Annotated in this window: 20 protein-coding genes; 15 read left to right on the top strand and 5 right to left on the bottom strand. The window is 34.3% G+C overall.

The annotated features are described in order from the left end of the window. The first annotated feature begins 63 nt into the window (after window positions 1-63). The 8 genes from panC to fliR all read left to right on the top strand — a co-directional run bounded on the left by panC (window position 64) and on the right by fliR (window position 7,774). On the top strand, window positions 64-909 hold the full coding sequence (panC, locus tag MKD52_RS02455) for a pantoate--beta-alanine ligase (protein WP_242099896.1): 846 nt from the start codon (window positions 64-66) through the stop codon (window positions 907-909). Window positions 910-1,041: 132 nt separating this feature from the next. Then, window positions 1,042-2,229, top strand: coding sequence for a DUF455 family protein (locus MKD52_RS02450; RefSeq protein WP_242099135.1), 1,188 nt, complete (start codon window positions 1,042-1,044; stop codon window positions 2,227-2,229). Window positions 2,230-2,243: 14 nt separating this feature from the next. Next, complete coding sequence (locus tag MKD52_RS02445) at window positions 2,244-3,377, top strand: acyl-CoA dehydrogenase family protein (protein ID WP_242099134.1); 1,134 nt, start codon at window positions 2,244-2,246, stop codon at window positions 3,375-3,377. A 3-nt stretch (window positions 3,378-3,380) separates the two neighbouring features. Then, on the top strand, window positions 3,381-4,247 hold the full coding sequence (locus tag MKD52_RS02440; RefSeq protein ID WP_112057842.1) for a PhnD/SsuA/transferrin family substrate-binding protein: 867 nt from the start codon (window positions 3,381-3,383) through the stop codon (window positions 4,245-4,247). 227 nt (window positions 4,248-4,474) lie between these two features. Further along, on the top strand, window positions 4,475-5,275 hold the full coding sequence (gene rpsB / locus MKD52_RS02435; RefSeq protein ID WP_006655167.1) for a 30S ribosomal protein S2: 801 nt from the start codon (window positions 4,475-4,477) through the stop codon (window positions 5,273-5,275). Window positions 5,276-5,278: 3 nt separating this feature from the next. Then, entirely contained in the window at window positions 5,279-6,346 is a 1,068-nt protein-coding gene (gene tsf, locus MKD52_RS02430) for a translation elongation factor Ts (RefSeq protein ID WP_112057841.1), read from the top strand. 8 nt (window positions 6,347-6,354) lie between these two features. Continuing rightward, window positions 6,355-6,996, top strand: a complete 642-nt coding sequence (locus MKD52_RS02425) for an ABC transporter ATP-binding protein (protein ID WP_242099133.1) — start codon at window positions 6,355-6,357, stop codon at window positions 6,994-6,996. Between the two features lie 7 nt (window positions 6,997-7,003). Then, window positions 7,004-7,774, top strand: coding sequence for a flagellar biosynthetic protein FliR (gene fliR, locus MKD52_RS02420; protein ID WP_242099132.1), 771 nt, complete (start codon window positions 7,004-7,006; stop codon window positions 7,772-7,774). On the opposite strand, the gene rmuC is transcribed toward fliR, so the two are convergent. After that, window positions 7,763-9,106: a DNA recombination protein RmuC gene (gene rmuC / locus MKD52_RS02415; protein WP_242099131.1), complete on the bottom strand. Its 1,344-nt coding sequence runs from the start codon at window positions 9,104-9,106 to the stop codon at window positions 7,763-7,765. The two genes, fliR and rmuC, sit on opposite strands and share 12 nt — an antisense overlap. A gap of 208 nt (window positions 9,107-9,314) precedes the next feature. Here rmuC and MKD52_RS02410 point away from each other — a divergent pair, with 208 nt between their 5' ends. The 3 genes from MKD52_RS02410 to MKD52_RS02400 all read left to right on the top strand — a co-directional run bounded on the left by MKD52_RS02410 (window position 9,315) and on the right by MKD52_RS02400 (window position 12,313). Then, window positions 9,315-10,544, top strand: a complete 1,230-nt coding sequence (locus MKD52_RS02410; protein WP_242099130.1) for a multidrug effflux MFS transporter — start codon at window positions 9,315-9,317, stop codon at window positions 10,542-10,544. Window positions 10,545-10,708: 164 nt separating this feature from the next. Continuing rightward, entirely contained in the window at window positions 10,709-11,143 is a 435-nt protein-coding gene (locus MKD52_RS02405) for a cupin domain-containing protein (RefSeq protein WP_242099895.1), read from the top strand. Between the two features lie 255 nt (window positions 11,144-11,398). Further along, entirely contained in the window at window positions 11,399-12,313 is a 915-nt protein-coding gene (locus tag MKD52_RS02400) for a carboxymuconolactone decarboxylase family protein (RefSeq protein WP_242099129.1), read from the top strand. 43 nt (window positions 12,314-12,356) lie between these two features. Here the strand turns inward: MKD52_RS02400 and MKD52_RS02395 are convergent, their stop codons facing one another. Then, on the bottom strand, window positions 12,357-15,008 hold the full coding sequence (locus MKD52_RS02395; protein ID WP_242099128.1) for a phosphoenolpyruvate carboxylase: 2,652 nt from the start codon (window positions 15,006-15,008) through the stop codon (window positions 12,357-12,359). A 152-nt stretch (window positions 15,009-15,160) separates the two neighbouring features. Here MKD52_RS02395 and MKD52_RS02390 point away from each other — a divergent pair, with 152 nt between their 5' ends. Further along, on the top strand, window positions 15,161-16,351 hold the full coding sequence (locus MKD52_RS02390; protein ID WP_242099127.1) for an aspartate aminotransferase family protein: 1,191 nt from the start codon (window positions 15,161-15,163) through the stop codon (window positions 16,349-16,351). Continuing rightward, complete coding sequence (locus tag MKD52_RS02385) at window positions 16,351-16,593, top strand: hypothetical protein (protein WP_242099126.1); 243 nt, start codon at window positions 16,351-16,353, stop codon at window positions 16,591-16,593. Before MKD52_RS02390 ends, MKD52_RS02385 begins: the two co-directional genes overlap by 1 nt. Window positions 16,594-16,940: 347 nt before the next feature. Here the strand turns inward: MKD52_RS02385 and MKD52_RS02380 are convergent, their stop codons facing one another. From MKD52_RS02380 to accB, 3 genes are read right to left on the bottom strand one after another with little or no spacing between them, the layout of a single operon-like run. Further along, window positions 16,941-17,693 carry a flagellin gene (locus MKD52_RS02380; protein ID WP_242099125.1) on the bottom strand — a complete coding sequence of 251 codons (753 nt, stop codon included), beginning with the start codon at window positions 17,691-17,693 and terminating at the stop codon, window positions 16,941-16,943. A 49-nt stretch (window positions 17,694-17,742) separates the two neighbouring features. Next, window positions 17,743-19,110: an acetyl-CoA carboxylase biotin carboxylase subunit gene (locus MKD52_RS02375; RefSeq protein ID WP_242099124.1), complete on the bottom strand. Its 1,368-nt coding sequence runs from the start codon at window positions 19,108-19,110 to the stop codon at window positions 17,743-17,745. Beyond that, window positions 19,110-19,583 carry an acetyl-CoA carboxylase biotin carboxyl carrier protein gene (accB, locus tag MKD52_RS02370; protein ID WP_242099123.1) on the bottom strand — a complete coding sequence of 158 codons (474 nt, stop codon included), beginning with the start codon at window positions 19,581-19,583 and terminating at the stop codon, window positions 19,110-19,112. Before accB ends, MKD52_RS02375 begins: the two co-directional genes overlap by 1 nt. 110 nt (window positions 19,584-19,693) lie before the next feature. On the opposite strand from accB, the gene dcd reads away from it, so the two are divergent. Both dcd and MKD52_RS02360 read left to right on the top strand, forming a co-directional pair. Continuing rightward, complete coding sequence (gene dcd / locus MKD52_RS02365; protein WP_112057828.1) at window positions 19,694-20,257, top strand: dCTP deaminase; 564 nt, start codon at window positions 19,694-19,696, stop codon at window positions 20,255-20,257. 149 nt (window positions 20,258-20,406) lie between these two features. Next, a partial coding sequence (locus MKD52_RS02360) for a hypothetical protein (protein ID WP_242099122.1) occupies window positions 20,407-21,889 on the top strand: 1,483 nt, incomplete at its 3' end.

The raw sequence follows: 21,889 nt of genomic DNA, 5'->3' as shown, positions 1-21,889 counted from the left end.
TTAAGTCAATCAAGAAAACTTTGTAGTATAATTCCGCTTTACCTCATTATAAAGACTACCCAAATGGAAATTTTTACAACAACAAAAGAATTACGCGATTTTATTCGCTATTATAAACAACAAAATCCACATCATACTCTTGGGCTAGTTCCCACAATGGGCGCTTTGCACAACGGGCATTTATCATTAATAGAAGCTAGTCAAGAATCTTGTGATTGCACCCTTGTTTCTATCTTTGTTAATCCAACGCAATTTGGTGCTAATGAAGATTTTGATAAATATCCGCGCAAAAAAGAAGCTGATTTAAGTATTTGCCAAAAAGCCAAAGTAGATGTTGTTTTTATGCCTGAGATTGAGGAAATCTACCCTTTAGATAAAAATTTTCAAACCACCTTTAATGCACCAAGTGCAATGGCAAACACACTAGAGGGAAAAACACGCCCTAATCACTTCAATGGTGTCTTACAAGTCGTGCATAAGCTTTTTAATCTCACACAAGCTAATAAAGCCTTTTTTGGCAAAAAAGATGCCCAACAACTGCTCATTATCCAAAAAATGGTAGAAGATTTATTTTTGCCTATAGAAATTATACCCTGTCCAATTATCCGCACTCAAGAAGGATTAGCACTTAGCTCCCGCAACGCTTATTTAAGTGAAGAAGGCAAGAAAAAGGCTCTAAAAATCTCTCAATCTTTAAATATGGCAACAAAAATGATTATGCTTGGAGAGATAGAATCAACAAAAATCAAACAAGCCGCTTTAGAAATCTTGCAAGACTTAGAAGTGGAATATTTTGTCATTGTTGATAAAAATCTTCAAGAAATTCCAAGAATCCAAAAAGATTCTACATTAATTCTAGTAGTAGCAAAAGTAGAAGGTGTGCGATTATTAGACAATTTATGGCTATAGGTTCCCCAAAGTTTAGATTAACTAAATTTTAAGCAAAGTCGCTATAACATACCTCTTTCATAAAGCTTTCCGTGTGAAAGGCAACAAGTCTTCTATAATCTTGGTGTAACTTAATTGATTTTAGGTTATCTAATGCAACAAAAATCGTGTGTTTTTATGGGCAACATCCAGACAGGACAGCTCTTTTTTATGCGGCTTGAAAATGCTTTTTTGCTTTCTCAAAATGGCGATATCATAGAAGTAATCAGTCAATATGACAATTTAGAAAATGACTTAATTGCTTGGTGTCGCTTCAAAGGAGAATTGTTTTTAAAAAAGATTCCTCTCCATAACAAGAATGATTCAAGCTTTGCTTATATCATGCAAAAAGAATCTCCAACTAAATTTGCGATATTTGATCCTAATTCTTTGCTTTCTCCACCTCATCAAGGACTCGCTCCAAAAGGAGTATCCATAGAATTAGCAAGCCCACAATATCATTTTCCATTAAATAATAAAAATGAAATTTATGCGGGCAATATGGAGCAACTTTATGAAGAAGCAAAAAAAGCACAATGGAATGCCACAACTGATATTAATTGGAGTGAAATTCCAGCATTTGAACCAAAATTAGAATTTGCAATCGCGCAAATCATGACTTATTTAACTGAAAATGAGTTCTCAGCACTCTATATCCCCAGCCGCTTTTTAGCGCAAATTTCTCCTTTTTTCACGGCTGTGCCTTTGGTGCTTTCAAGCATTATAGGCGATGAAGGAAGACATATTGAATCTTTTATTAAAAGAGCAAATGCCACAGGACTTGGAGTGCAATATTCAACTCTAACGACACAGCAAAGTCTCTATAGCCTATGGGAAGAAAAAGACTATTTTAAATCAAGCTTTTTACTCCACATTATGGGAGAAGGGACTTTTATCGATCTTTTAAAATTCCTTGAAAATTGCTTTGAAAGCTTAGGGGATTTACAAAGTGCCAAACTCTTAAATCTAGCTAGACGAGATGAAATTAGACATGTTGCTTATGGAATGAATCACATTAGAAGTACTATTGCTCAAAATCCTGCCAAAATAGAGATTCTCAAAGAAGCAGTCTTTAGAAGAAAAAATTATCTTGACAATCAAAGTGATGAATCCTCTTTATTGCTTGAATCATTAGCCATACTCTACGCTAAAGAAGAGAAAAAAATTTCGCACGGATTTGAAGCAGTAGTCAATCTAAAACAAAAAATGGAAAAAAACCGAACCAAAAGATTAATGGAATGTGGGATTGATGAGGAATTAGCAAGAGAACTTAGTCGCTCTCACACACCAAATTTTATGTAATTAAAAGGAAAATAATGCCAACTTTACAAATTTTAGAAGAAAAAATACAAAAATTAGGTGAGCAATTTATATTGCCCTACACAAAGGAAATTGATCAAGAAGCGAGATTCCCTAAAGAAGCCTATGAAGCGCTTAAACAACAAGGTTTTATGGGGTTGCTTGTGCCTAAAGAATATGGTGGTTTGCAAGGTGGCAATCTAGATCATGTTGAAGTATGTTACAACTTAGCACGATTTAATGCCTCAACTGCACTTTGTTATATGATGCACAATGTTGCCACTGCCTGTGTATCTCACTATGGCACCGCACATCAAAAATCTCTGTATTTACCAAAAATTGCAAAAGGTGAAGCAACCTTTGCATTAGCTTATAGCGAAAGTGGTTCTGGGACACACTTTGTGAATCCCGACATTACAGAATCACAAAAAGGAGAAAAGCGCATTTTAGAAGGCAGAAAAAGCTTTGTAACTTCTGCACAACAAGCCAATTATTATCTCACCTACACAAATTCTTGTAAATTACAAGGCAAGAAAAACAATTGGATTGTCCCTAGCAATCATCCTTCTCTAACGCATGAAGAAGGCGTATGGAATGGATTTGGAATGCGAGGAAATGTCTCAAAGCCCGTGCAATACAAACAAGTGGAACTAGAAGTGGCAGATTGTCTCCTTGGATCTGAGGGTGATGGAGAAAATCAAATCAATCTTGTAGCAATGTATTTCGTAACTGGTTTAGGAGCAGTTTATAGTGGAGTAGGAATGGCAGCCTATGAATGCGTTCTACAACATTGTTTAACAAGAAAATATTCTGATGGTAAAGATTTAGCTGATAATGAATTAGTTCGCATACATTTAGCAGAACTCTATACTAAAACACAAAGCCAAATTGCACTTGTTAGAGAAGCCGCAAGAGCATTTGATAGTGGGGCAAGTGATGCTCCTATGAAAGTATTTGCTTGCAGAATCAATGCTACTCACCTTGTTATGGAAATTTGCGAACTTGCAATGCGACTTGGTGGGGGTAAGGCTTATAGCAAACATTTGCCATTAGAACAATACTTAAGAGATGCAATGGCTAGTCAAGTTATGGCACCAAGCTTAGATGTCTTAAAAATTTGGCTTGGCAATGCTATCACAAATAAAGGATAAAAAATGAAAAATATTTTGGTTGGCGCTGTAGCCTATGCGCCCCAAATTGTGCCTATTTGGGATACCATTAGAGATTATGCAAATAATTACTTTGGAGGGAAGATTCGCCTTGATTATGTGCTTTTTAGCAATTATGAAAGACAAGTGGAATGGCTTATTAATAAAAAAATTGATATTGCTTGGAATACCAATGTTGCTTACATACGCTCTAAATTTGCCACAAAAGATAATGTTGAAGCCATTTTAATGCGCGATACAGATATCGGATTTAAAAGTATTTTTGTTAGCCAAGAAAAAATATCCAATCTACATTCCCTAAAAGGCAAAAAGTTTGGACTTGGAAGCTTAGATTCTGCACAAGCTGCTATTATGCCTCTTTTTTATTTGCAAAAAGAGGGCTTAAAGATTCAAGAATCACTAGCGCAAAATTTATCAACCCTGCAAACCTCCAATGAAGCTGTGTCTGTTATTCGTTATAATAGCGATGTTGGCAAGCATGGAGATACGGGTAGAAGCGAATTTGATGTATTAGAAGCCATCAAAGCAGGAATCCTTGATGCAGGTGCAATTGGCTCAACGACTTGGGCTAGAATCTTACAAGAAGGGACTTATCCAGAAATTTCAAGCTTTTATGCTAGTGAAGATTACTGCCATTGTAATTTCACTACCCTTAAGGGCTTTGATGAAGATTTAAAAAATACTTTTGTATCAATGATGCTCTCGCAAAACACTCTCAAAAATGATCCACAAATCTCACAAATGATGAAGCTTGAAGGGCTTAATCAATGGGTGGTGTGTGATCAACAAATTTTAAGTGGATATGATCATATTATTCAAGCTATGCAAGAACAAAATCTCATCAATCTCTAAAATCACTCTAGATTCTCTTGAATCTAGGGCTATTGTCTGCTAATTTTTAAATTCAAATTTATATTTTTTCATTATTCTCTTTTTAAAATTTTTCTGCTATAATTTTAGGCTTTTATTTTTATCAACTCACACACGCTAATCCTAAGTGAGGTTGCAAATTCCTTATATTTTTGGACTTTGTTAAGGGGCGTGGAGGGAAAACCAAAAACATTAAATAGGAGAAAAATATGGTAACAATGAAAGATCTTTTAGAATGTGGTGTGCATTTTGGGCACCAAACAAGACGCTGGAATCCAAAAATGAAAAAATTTATTTTTGGTGTAAGAAAAAATATTCACATTATTGACTTGCAAAAGACTTTGCGTTATTTTCGCTACACTTACAATATCGTAAGAGATGCTGCAGCTGAAGGCAAAACTATTATGTTTGTTGGAACTAAAAAACAAGCAAGTGAAACACTTAAACAATATGCAGAAAGCGTGAATGCACCTTATGTTAATTATCGTTGGCTTGGTGGTATGCTCACTAACTTCTCTACTATTAGAAAATCTATTCGCAAACTTGAAATCATTGAAGAAATGGAATCAAGCGGACAAATTGATTTGCTAACCAAAAAAGAAAAGTTAATGATTCAAAGAAAAAAAGAGAAATTAACTCAATACCTTGGCGGAGTAAGACAACTTAAAAAAGCACCTGATATGATTTTTGTAATTGATGCGGCTAAAGAAAAAATTGCTGTTGCAGAAGCTAGAAGACTTGGGATTCCAGTAGTAGCACCACTTGATACAAACTGTGATCCTGATATGGTAGATTACCCAATTCCTGGAAATGATGATGCAATTCGCTCTATTCAACTTTTCTGTAAAGAAATTGCAGAAGCAATTACTGAAGGAAGAGCTATCGCGGGTGGAGAGATTCCAGAAAACAATGAAGTTTCTGAACCTGCAAGCGAAAAAGAAAAACAAGAAGTAATTGAAGAAGCAATGAAAGAAGAAGATTTCACAGAAAACACTGAAAATAAGGAGTAAAAAATGGCAGAAATTAGTGCCCAACTCGTTAAACAACTAAGAGAAATGACTGATGCAGGAATGATGGACTGCAAAAAAGCCCTAGTTGAAACCAATGGAGACTTAGAAAAAGCTGTAGAATACCTACGCGAAAAAGGCTTAAGCAAAGCCGCTAAAAAGGCAGATAGAATAGCCGCTGAGGGGAGTATTAGCATTCAAGTTTCACCTGATTTCAAAAAAGCAAGTATGGTAGAAATTAACTCTGAAACCGATTTTGTGGCTAAAAACGAAGGCTTTAAAGAGCTAAGTGCAAAAACTATTGCTATAATTCAAGATTCTAGTGTTTCTAGCGCTGAGGAATTACACACTCTAAATCTAGATGGCACAAAATTTGAAGAATATCTTAAGACGCAAATTGCAAAAATCGGTGAAAATATCGTTGTTAGAAGAATCGCAAAAGTAGAAGCCAAAGGCAGTGGAATTGTCAATGCTTATGTGCATTCCAATGGTCGTGTTGGTGTTATCATTGCTCTTAAATGCCAAAAAGAAGATAATGTAGCTAAACTAGCAGATCTAACTAAAAATCTTTGTATGCACGCTGCGGCAATGAAGCCACAAGTAATTAGCTACCATTCTTTTGATATGGATTTTATCAAGAGCGAAAAAACCGCTCTCATTGCAGAACTTGAAAAAGAAAACGAAGAATTAAAACGCTTAGGAAAGCCGCTTCACAAAATCCCACAATACATTAGTCAGTTAGAACTTACTGATGAAATTATCGCAAAGCAAGAAGAAGCACTCAAGGCAGACCTAAAAGCACAAGGTAAGCCTGAAGCTATTTGGGATAAAATCCTTCCTGGACAAATTGAACGCTTTAAAGCTGATTCAACTTTACTTGATCAAAGATTAACTTTACTTGGACAATTCTTTGTAATGGATGACAAAAAAACAATCGCGCAAGTTTTAGCAGAAAAAGGTAAAGAACTTGGCGACTCTATTGAAGTAGTTGAATATGTGCGATTTGAATTGGGTGAGGGAATCGAAAAGCAAGAATGCAACTTTGCTGATGAAGTAGCTGCACAGCTTGGTTAATCTTTACAATGTTGTTAGAAGCCAAAAATCTTTCTTTTGGCTATGAAAAGCCAATTATAGAGAATCTTAACTTCCGAGCTAAAGAAGGTGAGATTATCTCCATAATGGGTGTAAGTGGGAGTGGAAAAAGCACTCTTTTGCACTTACTTTCTTCATTTTTAAAGCCTCAAAATGGTGAAGTCTCTCTCTTTGATTTAAGCATTTATTCTCTCCCACAAAAAGAACTTTTAGCCCTAAGGCGTAAAAAAATTGGTATTATTTTTCAATCCCACTATCTTTTTTTAGGCTTTAGTGCTTATGAGAATCTGCAAGTTGCGTCGCTTTTAAGTGGAGAAAAAATTGATAAATCCCTACTTAAACTCTTTGGGATTGAACAGGTTTTAGATCACAATATCGGCGCTTTGAGTGGCGGACAACAGCAGAGATTGTCCATTGCTAGAATCCTAACTAAAAAGCCACAAATTATTTTTGCTGATGAGCCTACAGGCAATCTTGATAGAGAAACAGCTATGAATGTAATGGAATCACTTTTTGCTTATGTGCGCTCCAATCATTCACTCTTAATTTTTGTTACCCACGATCCCCTTTTGGCGCATAAAGCCTCCCGTTCCTATAAACTAGAAAATGCAACTCTAAAAACTTTGGAATAATCCAATTATGGAGTTTTTAGCCTATCTTACTGAAGGGAATGTTATCAACTTCCTTTTGCTTCTTTTGCGATTTGCTGGTATCATCGCCTTTTTTCCTTTTTTTGAAAATCAACTCATTAGCACACAAATCAAAGGTATTTTTATTTTTTGGCTAACCATTTTGTTTCTTCCACTAGTAACAACAATGCCACCACCCAATCTATCTATTTTAGAATTTATTATCGCAGGAATCACCGAAATTATGCTAGGTTTTTTGGCTTCCTTTGCCTTACAAATTATTTTTGGAATGATTTCTTTTGGCGGAGAAGTGATTTCTTTTGCTATGGGATTAACCATTGCTAATGCCTATGATCCCGTAACAGGCGCACAAAAGCCAATTGTGGGGCAACTTCTCACACTTCTTGCTTTGATGGTTGTTCTAGCACTTGATTATCATCATTTATTTTTGTATTTTGTAGGAGAAAGCATTAAAGAGATTCCATTGGGTGGCTTTTTATATTCTCATAATTATATTTCTTATATCATAAAAGCTTTTTCTAATCTTTTTGTCATCGGACTAACTATGTCTTTTCCTATTATTGCCCTCATTTTACTTTCTGATATTATTTTTGGAATGATTATGAAAGCTCACCCTCAATTTAACCTTCTTGCCATCGGTTTTCCTGTAAAAATCGCTGTTGCCTTTGCTGTTTTAATTGTTATTGTTCCTGCCATTATGATTCACTTTAAGAAAGAATTCTTAAGCGCCATTGATGCACTTACGATTCTATTCCAATAATTTTTTGCCAATCTTTTTTTCCACTTCCCCAAGCTTTTGAAATCTTGATGCAAGACTGCCTCGCCCACTTATCATTTTAGCCTCCATTTCATCACTTTGTTTTCCCAGTTTTCCAATGAGCACTTTTAGCTTTTCAAAATCCTCCACAATCCCTTCAAATTTCCCATAGAAGTTTCTAATATCTCCCAAAGCCTTCATGACTTTTTCATCACTTTCAATGTAAGTCCAGCTAACTTCAATGGTCTTTAATGCCATAAAAAGCGTATGTGGAGTAGTGAGATAAACCTTTTTTGAATAAGCATATTGATAAATTCCATTATCCACGCTTAGTGCAAGATCAAGGATATTTTGATAAGGGATAAAAAGTAGCACAAATTCATAAGTGTAAGTCTCAAAATTAGCATAAGGTTTTTTAGCGAGTTCATCAATTCGATTTTTAAGATTTTGGGCAATCTCTTGACACACACTCCTATCTAGCGATTCAAAGCTAAAGCCATTAGGCAAAGGAAACTTAGAATCAATAATAATACTCTTTTGTTTATCCAAATATACCACCGCATCAGGACGATACCCACTTCCCTCATGCACAAAATGTGCTTCAAGTTTATATTGCTCCCCTTCTATTAATCCACTATGCTCTAGCACATTTTTAAGTTGAATCTCTGCAAAATTTCCGCGGATTTTTTTATCTCCTTTTAGAATCTGCGCGAGTTTATCAGCATTTTGCCCTATTTCTTGACTATAAGCAAACATATTTTTAATATTTGTCTCTAGTTTTATTTCATTGGCTGCTAAACTTTCTTTATACTCTTTTAGACTTTCTTGCACGGGAGAAAAGATGGAATCAAGTATCTTTTTAGAATCCTCTATAAGATGAAGTTTATTTTGTTCTAACATTCGCTGTGATTGATTCTGAATTGATTGTTCAAACTCGGCTTTAAGAGTAGCAAGGCTTTGTGCGTATTTTTGTTCAAGAGAATTTAAAAGCTTTGTTTGAGATTCAAGTTGAGTTTGTGCTTCTGCCTTTTTGGCGAGTGTATTTTGATAAAGGATTGTCATTTCTTCTATTTTTTCTTTTTGTTCTACATTGATTTTTTGCAAATCTTCCATTCGCTCTAATTGCCCTTGAAGTTTTGTATTGTTTCGCAAAGATTCATAATAACTTTGAGTGATTGCTTCTAGCTTTTGTCTTTGCTCCCCTTCAAGATTCTGTAAAGCTTCTAAGTGAGTCTTTAGATTCCAAATCTCTTTGCCTAAATGATATTTTTGAAATACAACCCACGCCACCAAAGCAACGAGTGTCACAACAAGTATTAAAACCACATACTCCATCTGCTAATCCTCTTTTATTTTCTTATTATTGCTTTTGCTAATGCTAATTTCTCTAGCGCTAAACTTATGGATATTTTACTTATTTTTTGCAAAGCAAACTTAATTATAATTTTATATTATTTAACCTAAAATTGTGAAGCTTATTCTTATAAACCCTGTCTTTATATTTTCTCATTTTTAAACTCTATAAACTTCAAAAAGGATTACTATGCAAAAGCAAACTAGCTTAAAGGGATTTAAGAAATTCAATCTTATTATTATTTTGGCATTTATGTCATCTCTTGCACCTCTTTCTACAGATATGTATTTGCCTGCCCTAGGAGAAGTGCAAAAATCATTTTCTACAAACTCTTTTTACGCACAGCTTTCTTTAGCAAGTTTTTTCATTGCTTTTGCACTAGGACAATTACTTTATGGACCGCTTAGCGATATTTATGGACGCAAAAAACCGCTTTATTTTGGAATCTTACTTTTTATACTCTCAAGCCTTGCGTGTATTAGCTTTGATTCCATTTACACCTTTATCTTTTTTCGCTTTTTAGAAGCTCTAGGGGGTTGCGCTGGTGTAGTTATTGCAAGGGCAATTGTGAATGATAACTTCGAACTTAAAGAAGCTGCAAGCGTTTTTGCTCTTATGATGGTTATTTCTTCTTTAGTTCCAATGCTCTCACCAGGACTTGGAAGTATTTTGCTAGATTATTTTTCGTGGAAAAGTATTTTTGCGGTATTGTTTGGGCTTGGAATCTTTTTGCTTCTTCTTATTTTTTTAGGACTTAATAACATAAAAGAAAATACAGCTTCTCTTAAATTTAACTCTAAAGAAATTTTTAACAACTATATCAAAATACTCAAAGATCGTCGCTTTAAAATCTATGTTTTTTCCTCTAGCTTTGCTATGGCTACAATATTTGCCTATATCACTGGATCATCGTATGTTTTTATAGATTATTATGGTTTGAGTGAGAAAAGCTATGGGATTCTTTTTGGTATCAACGCAGCAAACTTTATGATATTTGCCAATATCAATGCTAGAATCGTGCGTCGCTATTCGCCTTATTATGTCTTGCCATTTTCTTTTACTACAATGTTTGGAATCGCACTTTTACTTACCATTGCTGGTTTTTTTGATTTAGGATTTTTGGTTTTTGAGATTTTACTCTTTTTTATGATTGGAATGCTTGGATTTATTATCCCTAATACCACCACTTTAGCAATGGCTAGATTCAAAGAAAATTCCGGTAGTGCTTCTGCAATGCTTGGCGCGATTCAATTTACTTTAGCTGGAGGAATTTCCTTTGTTGTAAGTTATTTAGAAGCAAATAGCCCACTACCTTTAGCACTCATTATTACAATATGTCTCATCATTGCTTGTAGAATCTATCTCCTTCTTAACGCAAAAAGAATAAAGCAATACAAAAGACAATGGGGTTTAAAATAATTTTGTAAAAAACCATTAAAAAAACTCTTTCTCTCTTGACTTAGACTAACTCTCATCTTTTATAATCTTTCTTTAAAATCTTCTTCTTGAAGATTTAATATTTTTAATAAGGAGATGCAATGAAAAAAACACTATTTAGTTTAATTTTCTTAGGAGGTTTCATTATGGCAAATTCACAAGCAATCATAAAAAGTGGAGAGTTAGGAAGTTTTGAGGGAAATTCTACAATCTTTAGCGGTAAAGTCAAAGTTTCTATGCTATTTAATTCAGAAACTTGGAGAGAATTTGGAGGAGCATTAGTAGAATTTGAAAAAAGTTCTAGAAGTGCTTGGCACACACACCCAGCAGGGCAAACACTTATTGTAACAGATGGAGAAATTCTAACTAAAGTCCCTGGACAAAAAGCAAGTATCGCAAAAAAAGGAGATGTGATTTCTTGTCCCCCAAATGTGCGACATTTCCACGGAGCAACTGATAGTAGCAAGGGAGCACATATCGCACTTACTCAAGAAAAAAATGGCAAAAATGTAACTTGGGAAAATCTCGTTAGCGATGTTGAATATCAAGAAGCTCTCAATGAGGCAAGAAGCAAACAATAAATACAAGCGTAGGCAAATGGTAACCAAAATAGGATTCTAAGCCATTTTTGCCTTTCCTTGGTTCATTGCCAAACAATTTAATGATAAAAAGAATATTTTTTTAGTTCCTTATCTAACTTAATATTCATTTTATTTTTACATTCTTGTATTTAATTTTATTCTCTTTTCTCTTGACTTAGACTAACTCTCATCTTTTATAATACAAAATCCTAGTTTAATAGGATTCTTAGAAACAACAACAATAAGGAAACAACAATGCCAAATCAAACAAAACAAGACAACAAAGAATCGCGTAGAGACTTTTTAAAGACTTCAAGTAAAATTTTACTTGGTGCAACCACATTGAGTTCTTTAGGAACACATCTTTTTTCTACAGAAATTGAAGAAAGAAATTATTCTTTAAATTTATCTAAAGGAGAGAATATGAATACCCTAACACCACAAGCTAAAGAAAATTTACAAAAACTTTTTGGCACTAGTGCCTTACCAAAAGAGGATTTAGAATTTTTTACCAATTATGCCAATTTTGCTTTTGATGAAGTTTGGCAAAAGTCAAATTTAAAAGAAAATGAAAGACTTTTGCTTATTCTAGCTTCTCTAGTAGCCCTATCTGCAAAAGAAGAATTTGAGATTATGTTAAAGGCAACTTTAAAGAGTAAAATAAATCCCATAGCAATTAAAGAAATTATTTACCAAGCCACCCCCTATGTTGGGATAGCAAAGGTAGCAGATGCTTTAGTCATTACAAACAAAATCTTTAAACAACAAGGAGTAAAACTACCTTTAGAATCTCAAAGCACCACTAACCAACAAAATCGCAGAGAAAAAGGTTTTGAAATACAAAAAAATATCTTTGGTGCAGCCATAGAAAAAAGCTATGATTCCACACCTGCTCATAAAAAACATATCAATGAATTTTTAAGTGCAAATTGCTTTGGCGATTATTACACGCGAAAAGGATTGGATCTGGCTTTTAGAGAGCTTATAACCTTTGTTTATCTAATCTCTATGGGGGGAGTAGAACCTCAAGTCAAAGCCCATATACAAGGAAATTTAAATATGGGAAATGACAAAACAAAGCTCATCGCAGTAGTCACTGCTTTAGTCCCATACATAGGCTATCCAAAAAGCTTAAATGCCCTTAATGCCATTGATGAAATAGCAAAATAAAAAAGGGCTAAAATCTATTAAAATAGATTTTAGCTACTTTTAATCAACCCGTATTTCTAATGCCTTGTGCAATTCCTACAATGGTAGTAATAATTTGTTTAGCAATCCTTTGTTTTTGTTCTACATAAGTCGCATCTTTGTATTGCTCCATTAAATAAAGTTGAAAGAAATTAAGACTTGTTAAAAAAGATTTTCGCAATAAAATAGACTTTTGAATATGTTTTTGTGTTTCAAGCAATGTTTCTTCTCCACGCACATACAACAACCACTTCAGCGTTAAATGATATTCATTTTTAATCTTTTGCCAAATTTTTTCTCTAAGCTCACTATTTTCCACAAACTTATTATAATGCTTTGCAATCTCTAAATCCACTTTTAAAAAAGCTTGTGAAATATTATCAATTGTAGTTTTAAAAAATAAATCTTCTTTATAACAATTTCTCAAAATTTCTTTATCAAACCTTGCACTAGCTAACTCTAACCCACTTCCAAGCCCATACCACGCTGGAATAATTGCCCTATTTTGCGTCCAAGCAAACACCCAAGGAATCGCTCGTAAATCTTCTACATTTTGTGTATTCTTGCGCTTTGATGGGCGTGATCCAATATTTAGCTGCTGGATAAACTCAATAGGCGTTGCGGATTTGAAATACTCAATAAACCCCTCTGTTTCATAGACAAGATTCCTATAAGCTTTAAATGATTCTTCGCTAATCTTTTGCATAATACCCTCAAAATCCCGATTGCAAACTTGCTTATTTGTTCCATATTTGTCATACACAGATTTTTTTAACAAATTTGCCAAAGCACTTGCAAAACTAAATTCCGCCTTTTTGGGATTCAAATATTTCTCACTAATCACTTCTCCCTGTTCAGTTGTTTTCAAAAATCCTGCCACACTATTATCTGGCGCAGAAAGCAAGGCATCCTCTAGCGCTCCACCTCCACGGCTAACACTACCTCCACGCCCGTGGAAAAGACGAAATTTTATCTTTAACTCTTCTTCTAAAACAATTAAATTATTAATTGCTTTACGCAAAGAATAATTGCTAGTAAAAATACCGCCATCTTTACTTGAATCAGAATAACCAATCATAATTTCTTGATGATTTTTGCGCGATTGCAAATACTCTGTATAGTGTGGATTAGAGCATAATTCACGCAAAATCACTGGGGCGTTTTCTAAATCCCCAATTGTCTCAAATAAAGGCGCAATGCAAATACGAGTTTTCTTGCCCTGCTTCCAAAGCCCTGATTGCTTTGCAAACCAAAGCACACATAATAAATCATTTGCTCCTTGACACATAGAGATAATACACGAATCAATAATATTATCACTAATGCGATCTTTTGCCCACCTAAAGTTCATAAATGCCATCAACATTTCTTGCGATTCTTTGCTTAGCTTCCCATATAAAGAATTAAGGTCTAAAAGTGGCGCAGCAAGGGCATTGTTAAGAATCTCTGCTTGTTCTTTTTTGGATAATAACAACAAATCTCCTTGCACATAGCCCAATAATGAAAAAATTTCAGCAAGCGCCCTCCAAAATACATCACGATGCTGCCTAAAATCTAATTGCATTAAATGAAATCCTGCTAAAAGCACAAGATTTTTAAGCTTTTTAAGATAGATTCCACTCCTTTTGTCTAGCGATTCTAACATCATATCAATATCTTTAATAAACTCTTTTGGGCTTTCATACATATAAGGCTCATTTTCATAAAGCGCAGATTGTGGGAGATTTAAAGCCATAATTCGATTCTGCAATTTTTGTCGCATACAAGTTAATTTAGCCCTAAAAGGTTCTTGCAAAAAAAGTTTTTTTGCCATTTCATCAAGATGATCTTTTTCTTTTTCCAAACTCTCTAGCAATTCTTGTGTGGGATTAGCGTATTCTTGAGCAATGGAGAGTTCTCGGCTTAGTTTATCAATTTGTTTTAAATAATGCTCAATAATCGTCTGATGCTGTCGCTTCATCACTTCTAGCATCACTCCATTAGTAACATAAGGATTCCCATCTCTATCTCCACCTATCCAGCTTCCAAGCCTAATGGGAGATTTTTTAAGTGGTGTTTGCAAGGCATTTTGCACTTCTTCTAAAATATTAGTTCCACTTTGTAAAATTGAACTTTCCATAAAATACAAAAGATTGTCTAATTCAAAAAGCACTTCAATCTTCTCACTTCTTACAATATGACTATGCCAAAGTAAATTAAGGCGATATTTTAAATGCTCTTTAGCTGCACTCTCTCCAAATCCAAACCAAAGATTTAAATCATCATACATTTCATGATAACTCTCTAAAAAAGTTCGTCGTAGTGATTCTGTTGGATGCGCAGTAAAGACGGGATAAAATCTGATTTTTTTAAGCACACTTTTAATGTCTTCTTCATCGTAGCTTTGGGCTTTTAGTTCATCTAGCATTAAGCCAATATGCTCCTTTGAATTAAAACTCAATAAATGTCGCTCATCCACAATATTAAGCAACAAATAATACAAAGTAAAGGCTTTAATAAGCTTTGAAATATCTTTAGATTCTAGCTCTTTTAACACTTCCTTTTTAGCAGCATAATCTGCAGTTTTATCTTCTTTTAGGGCGATAAAAATTTCTCTAATCTCTGGTGCTACTTCCTCTAACAACTCTCTCATTAATGAAAAAATAAACTCTATTTCTTGAGTTTGGTTACTTTTCACTTTCGCACTCCTTAAATCTATTTTTTCAAAATTATAACGCTTTATTGTAAAGATAATGTAAAAAAGAATAATGTTTATTTTAAATGCCTTTAATCAACTTGTTTTTATTTATTTTTTGTAAAATCACACAAAAATTATAAAAGGCAATGCAAATGACAACACAAGACTTAAAACAAATGGATTTAGATTATACTCTACACACTTATGCGCGCAATTACACACATTTTGTAAGGGGAGAGGGTTCAAGGCTGTTTGATAGTGAGGGTAAAGATTACATTGATTTTGGTGCTGGAATCGCCGTTTGTAGCGTAGGTCATGGCAATGAACGATTAGCCAATGCTATTTGCCAGCAAGCAAGAGAACTCATTCACACTTCCAATCTTTATTTAATTGAACCCCAAGCTAAACTAGCTAAAGAGCTTATAAAACAAAGTGGCTATGATATGCGTGTATTTTTTGCAAATTCTGGTGCAGAGGCAAATGAAGGTGCTATAAAAATTGCTAGAAAGTTTGGCGAAGTCAATGGAGAAACCAAGCGTTATCAAGTAATTACTTTAGATTCTTCATTTCATGGACGCACTATTAGCACGCTAAAAGCCACTGCTCAAGATAAAATGCACCATTATTTTGGACCTTTTCCAGATGGCTTTGTGTATGCCAAGGATATTCTAGATATTCCAAACAAAATTAGCCCCGTTACTTGCGCAGTGCTTTTGGAACTTGTTCAAGGCGAAGGGGGCATTACACCTTTTGATAAAGCAGAAATTCAAAAACTAGCTAAATTTTTAAAAGAAAAAAATATTTTGCTAATGATTGATGAAGTGCAAACAGGAATCTATCGTAGCGGAGAGCTTTTTGCTTCTAATTATTATGAAATCACTCCTGATGTCATCACAACCGCTAAAGGATTAGCTGGTGGCGTCCCAATTGGCGCAGTCATGACAAGCCTTAAAGATATTTTCTCTCCAGGTGATCATGGAAGCACCTTTGGGGGAAATTTCCTCTCTACAAGAGCAGCACTAGAAGTTTTAGAGATTCTTAAAGAAGAGAAACAAAGTGGTAGATTAGAGCAAACAATCTCTTACTTCGCCCAAAAACTCCAAAATTTACAAAAATCTTATCCAGAAATTTTTACACAAGAAGTGGGCTTAGGGCTTATGCGCGGACTTAGATTAAAAGACACAGAATCCTTTAATCTCTTTTTGCAAAAAACTTGTGAGAATCGAGTTTTGGTGCTAAAAAGTGGTAAAAATACGGCACGATTCTTACCTGCCTTAACTATTAGCAAAGAAGAAATTGATGAAGGTTTTGAACGCATTAATCATTCCCTTAAGGATTTTTAATGATATTTTGTCAAACTCAAATGGAATTGTTAAGCAATCTTAATGAAATCTGCACTAGAGAACTAAAAGAAAAATCTCGCATTATTGTTAGCATAAGTGGATTATGTGGGAGCGGAAAAAGCACTTTAGGAAAGTGCGTCCGCAAACAAGGCTTTGGTAATTTCAAGCCCTATCAAATTGCTGTTATTGACGACAATGTAATGAGTCTAAATTTATTTATAATACGCCCAAAAATACCCTAAAAAGCCCCCCCCCCCCCGCTAATGACAATCTTAAGCCCTTTATAAAATTTCTTCCCCCTTATGTTAAAATTATCTTTTATATTTCTGCAAACTTACAAAGGATTGATTTTACAGATATTTTAATTCTTCTTATAACTGATGATAACACGCGATTGAAACGATTAGAAAAAAGAGAAAATAACAATCAAGAAAGAATCCAAGCTTTAATGAATGGGAGTTTGGAAACTAATATCCTTTTTAAATATGGGCTTTGCTTAAAGAATTAATTGAACAATAGTAGAAGATCTTTGTCAATCTTCTACTTTGGTAGAGAAAATTAGAAAAATCAAAAATGATACTAAGAACAACTAGCCCAAAAGCGTATCTAGTCGGTTTTGTAAATATTGTGTGTTAAATGAAGATGCGTATAAAGCTGCATTAGCTCTTAATTTAGCATTGTTTAATTCATTATAATTTTCTGCTAAATCATCATCCAATAAATTGCCTTCTGCTGCTTTAAGATTAACAATTGTTTGCATATTTGAATCAATGCCTGATTGTATTCCATTCATTGCAGCCCCAATATCAGCACGCCTCATTCCTAAATCCTCAATGAAACTTAAAATGCTTTGCTGATTATTAACACTTAAATTAGCAGTGTTTGGAGATTGCAAGTTAATGCTTTCTAATTCATTGCCTGTCATAAAATCCATTTGCCCACCAAAAACATTTTTACCATTAAAAGTCGCTTGAGACACAGCATCATTCATTGATTGTGTTAAAGCTGCTGCTTCACTCTCAATCATTGCTCTTTGAGAATTATTTAGCGCGGGATTCCCCATTGCTACAGAGAGTTCATTCATTCTAATAGCAGAATCACTCAAAGTAGAGAGTGTGCCATCTGCAATTTGCATCATACCAATAGCATCATTAGCATTGCGAATCCCTTGAGACATTGAATTTGCCTGTGCTAAAAGCGCATTAGCAATAGCCAAACTCGCACCATCAGTAGCTTCAATAGGGCGAGGTGAAGCGATTTTCTTTAGTGCTTTTTCTTCATCTTCTTTTGCTTTGTTAAGATTAATTAGACTTTCATTAGCTTGTGTATTTCCAATTTTCATAGTATCTCCTTTCTAATGCTTAAAATTGCTTCCTTGCATTTTTAAGTTATCAAGCATTTTTCGTTCCATTTTCCATTTTTTGTTCCAAATATTTGGTATGGATAACGCCTCTTTTAAAATCGTCATTTTGCATCATTTTTTTATGGAAGTCAATCGTTGTTTTAATACCCTCCACACAAAACTCATCTAGGGCTCTACTCATTCTAGCAATAGCTTCATTACGAGTTTTACCCCATACAATTAATTTGCCAATCATCGAATCATAAAACATAGGAACAACATACCCAGCATACGCGTGAGTATCCATACGCACATTATTACCACCTGGTGCAATCCATTTAGTAATTTTTCCTGCAGATGGATAGAATTTTACTGGATCTTCAGCTGTGATTCGACATTCAATCGCACAACCTTTAAAATTCACTTCCTCTTGTTTAGGAAGCTTTTTGCCCTCGGTAATTTGTATCATTAGCTCAATAATATCTAATCCACTTACAAGCTCACTCACAGGGTGTTCAACTTGCAAACGCGTATTCATCTCCATAAAATAAAAATTTTGATTATTATCAAGCAAAAATTCATAAGTTCCTGCTCCCACATATCTAATAGCCTTTGTCGCAGTAATTGCGGTTTCCAAAAGCTTTCTACGCGTTTCTGGCTCTAATGTTGGTGCTGGAGATTCTTCGATTAATTTTTGGTGTCTTCTTTGGAGAGAACAATCTCTCTCCCCTACATGTAAAACATTACCATATTTATCTGCTAATATCTGCACTTCAATATGCTTTGGCTTATCAATGAACTTCTCCATATAAATTGTCCCATCTCCAAAAGCACTAATTGCTTCACTTTCTGCTGCTAAATAGGCATTAAACATATTTGCTTCATTTTGAACAATCCGCATTCCGCGACCGCCCCCACCCGCTGCTGCTTTTAAAATCACAGGATAGCCAATTTCTTTTGCGAGTTTCAATGCTTCTTCTTTGGATTTTACCGCTCCATCGCTTCCTGGTATTACAGGCACTCCAGCATTTTTCATAACTTCTTTTGCTTTACTTTTATCACTCATTAATGCCATTACTTCAGAATTTGGACCAATAAATTCAATGTTGTGGTAATTACAAATTTCTACAAAGTTTTGATTCTCACTTAAAAAACCATAGCCTGGGAAAATTGCATCAGCATTAAACAGCTCTGCAGCTGAAATAATAGCAGGAATATTCAAATAACTTTCATTAGATTTATCCCCGCCAATACAAATTTTTGCATCTGCAAGATCTAAATAATGAGCATCTTTATCAGCTGTTGAATACACTGCAATCGCCCTTTTACCCATTTCTTTAATGGTGCGGATAGCTCTTAGCGCTATCTCTCCGCGATTAGCAATTAAAATAGTATTAATTTCTTTGGTTGGAGACATTAGATTTTCTCCACCACAAATAAAGGAGAATTATACTCTACTGGTTGTGCATCATTAGGGATAATCTCTTTAATCACACAATCAAATTCTGCTTCAATTTCATTCATAATTTTCATTGCTTCAATAATCGCTAAAGTTTGCCCCCTTTTAACCTTATCGCCCACATTAACATAAGCAGGAGCATCTGGAGAAGGGCAACGATAAAATGTCCCAACCATTGGGGAATTTATTGTTTCTCCTTGAGCACCTTTAGAGCTTTGAGCGGGAGAAGTTGGGGCTGCTACTTCCACTTGAGGTGTGTTTTGAGGGATTTGAATAGGAGATAAAACCTGCATATTTTGAGATTCTACGATTTGTGCGCTCTTGGTGCCTTTTTCTAATTTAATTTTGGAATTCTCCTGAGTAATGCTTAATGCACTCAATGAACTTGAATCAAAAATTTTAATCAGCTCTTTTATTTCCTTAAAATCCATATTTAAGCCTTTTTAATTAAATTTTCCCAAAAGTCTTTGTTTAGACTAATTGAACTTAATTTGTTATAATAGCACATTTCTTTGCAAAAAAAGTTAAAAGGAATAACAAAATGGGATTAAAAGAAGATGCTTGGATTAGAAAAATGGCAATAGATCACAAGATGATTGAACCATTCTGTGAAAATCAAGTGGGCAAAGGCGTAGTAAGCTATGGGCTATCAAGCTATGGTTATGACATACGCGTAAGCAATGAATTTAAAATTTTTACCAATATCAATGCAATGGTAGTCGATCCAAAGAATTTCGATTCTGCTAATGTAGTTGATTTTGTAGGTGATATCTGTATTGTCCCCCCAAATTCATTTGCGCTTGCACGCACCATAGAATACTTCAAAATCCCTCGCAATGTCCTAGCTATTTGCCTTGGCAAAAGCACCTATGCGCGTTGTGGTATCATTGTCAATGTAACACCTTTTGAACCCGAATTTGAAGGACATATTACTATAGAAATTAGCAATACCACTCCACTTCCCGCCAAAATTTACGCCAATGAAGGAATTGCGCAAGTTTTATTTTTGGAAGGTGATGCACCTTGTGAAATAAGCTATAAAGACAAAAAAGGCAAATATCAATCTCAAACTGGAATTACACTCCCTAGAATCTTAAAAAATTAATTAGCAAAATTTTTTGTTTTGCTAATTTACTTATAAAAATAAAACCACTTGCAAATCATATTGCAAATCATATTGCAAATCATATTTAAGCAAAAAATAAAAAAAGGGGGGATAGAATAAGTGCTCTATTTAATTTTTAAGGAGTAAGAATGAATTTATCTCTTATTGCATCAAGAGCAATATTTGGTTTAGGAGCGTTAGGGAGTGTGAGTATTTACGCACAGGAGATTACAATTAATTCATCTGGAGAGATTCGCACATATTTTGATATTGATCAAAACGAAAATCTTAGTATAAAAGATAGCTATAAAAATGGAGATTTAACCATTAATATGGCTTATAATGGCGATTTAAACAATGATGTAGCAAGTGAAGAAAACGAAGATAAAACTAAATTAAACATTGATTTAGGGGAAAATAATCTAATCTTTAAAGCTACTAATGCTAATCCAAAACTTTCCAATTATATTGGAAATGTGAATTTCACTGCTAAAACTATCACACTAGAAGATATGCACTTACAAGCTATCTATGGAGGCAGTGTGATTAATGGCGATACTACTATAAGTGGAAAGACAGATGTATTCACTAATAGTAATGGTGAAATTACAATCAATAGAAGCCCTGATGAATTTGGTTCAGTGGTAACTGTAGCTACAAACATGCCCGCTTTCGATACAATCAATGGTTCTTTAACTATTAATGGAAATTTTAATGCAGATAAAACTTATTTTAATGGTTTTAATGTTGGAAAAAACTATTTAAATTTTAATATTAATGGCGAAGCAAACATTAAAAATTCTGTAATTTCTGTAGGAAATACTAGCCTAAATAGTCTTGTGCTAGATAGATTCGTTTTTGCAAGTGCAGATAAATTTAATAGTGATATAACTACAAGCAATGTAGCAAGTGGGTCAGTCATGAAACATGCAAGTGAAGTGATTAGCGATAAAAATCTTGCAGATGATTTTATAAAAGAGCAAAATTATTCTTATTTTACTCCTATGGATGTGAAAGATTTTACAGATTATAAGCTAAGTGTAGATAAAAGCAATGGCAAAGAATCTTTAATTGTTAGCGGTGGCTTTAGTGATAAGATTTCTGATACGAAAGCATTGTTGCAATTTGAGATTGATTATCTAAAAGCGGCAGCTAAGGAATCTGAAATCGTACAAGATGTTAATGGTATAAATGGGCTACTTCAAGCAAAAGAAAACGCAACAGAGATTGAAAAGAAAGTTGTAGAGGATTTCAATAAGCAAATACAAGCCAAACAAGAGATGATTGATAAAATTACTAGCAGTGGCGAAGGTTCTTTAAGCACAGATGAGGCTATGGGTGCGATAGGGATAGAGGTTACTGATACCACAAAATATATCTTTGAGAATACAAAAAATTCTAATGGAGCACAAAAGAACAACTACATCGCACTCCTCACAACAGGCATTATGGGTGGTGCTACAAACACTGCTAAAACAGCAGATTCTATGCAATCCTCCGGCAACCTAAATGAAGCACAAGGTATCTTTGATAGTTTGATTAACTCTAATATTAATGCTAGTGTGGGTATAGGTGCAATCACAAATAAAGACTTCTTTAAAGATGTAAGAGAAAGTGCAAAAAGTAGCACAG

Origin of the sequence: Helicobacter sp. CaF467b (assembly GCF_022664765.1) — a bacterium.
GTDB classification, from domain to species: Bacteria; Campylobacterota; Campylobacteria; order Campylobacterales; family Helicobacteraceae; genus Helicobacter_D; species Helicobacter_D colisuis.
Note: the sequence above shows the minus strand (reverse complement) of the source record. Positions and strands in the feature narration are given on the sequence as shown.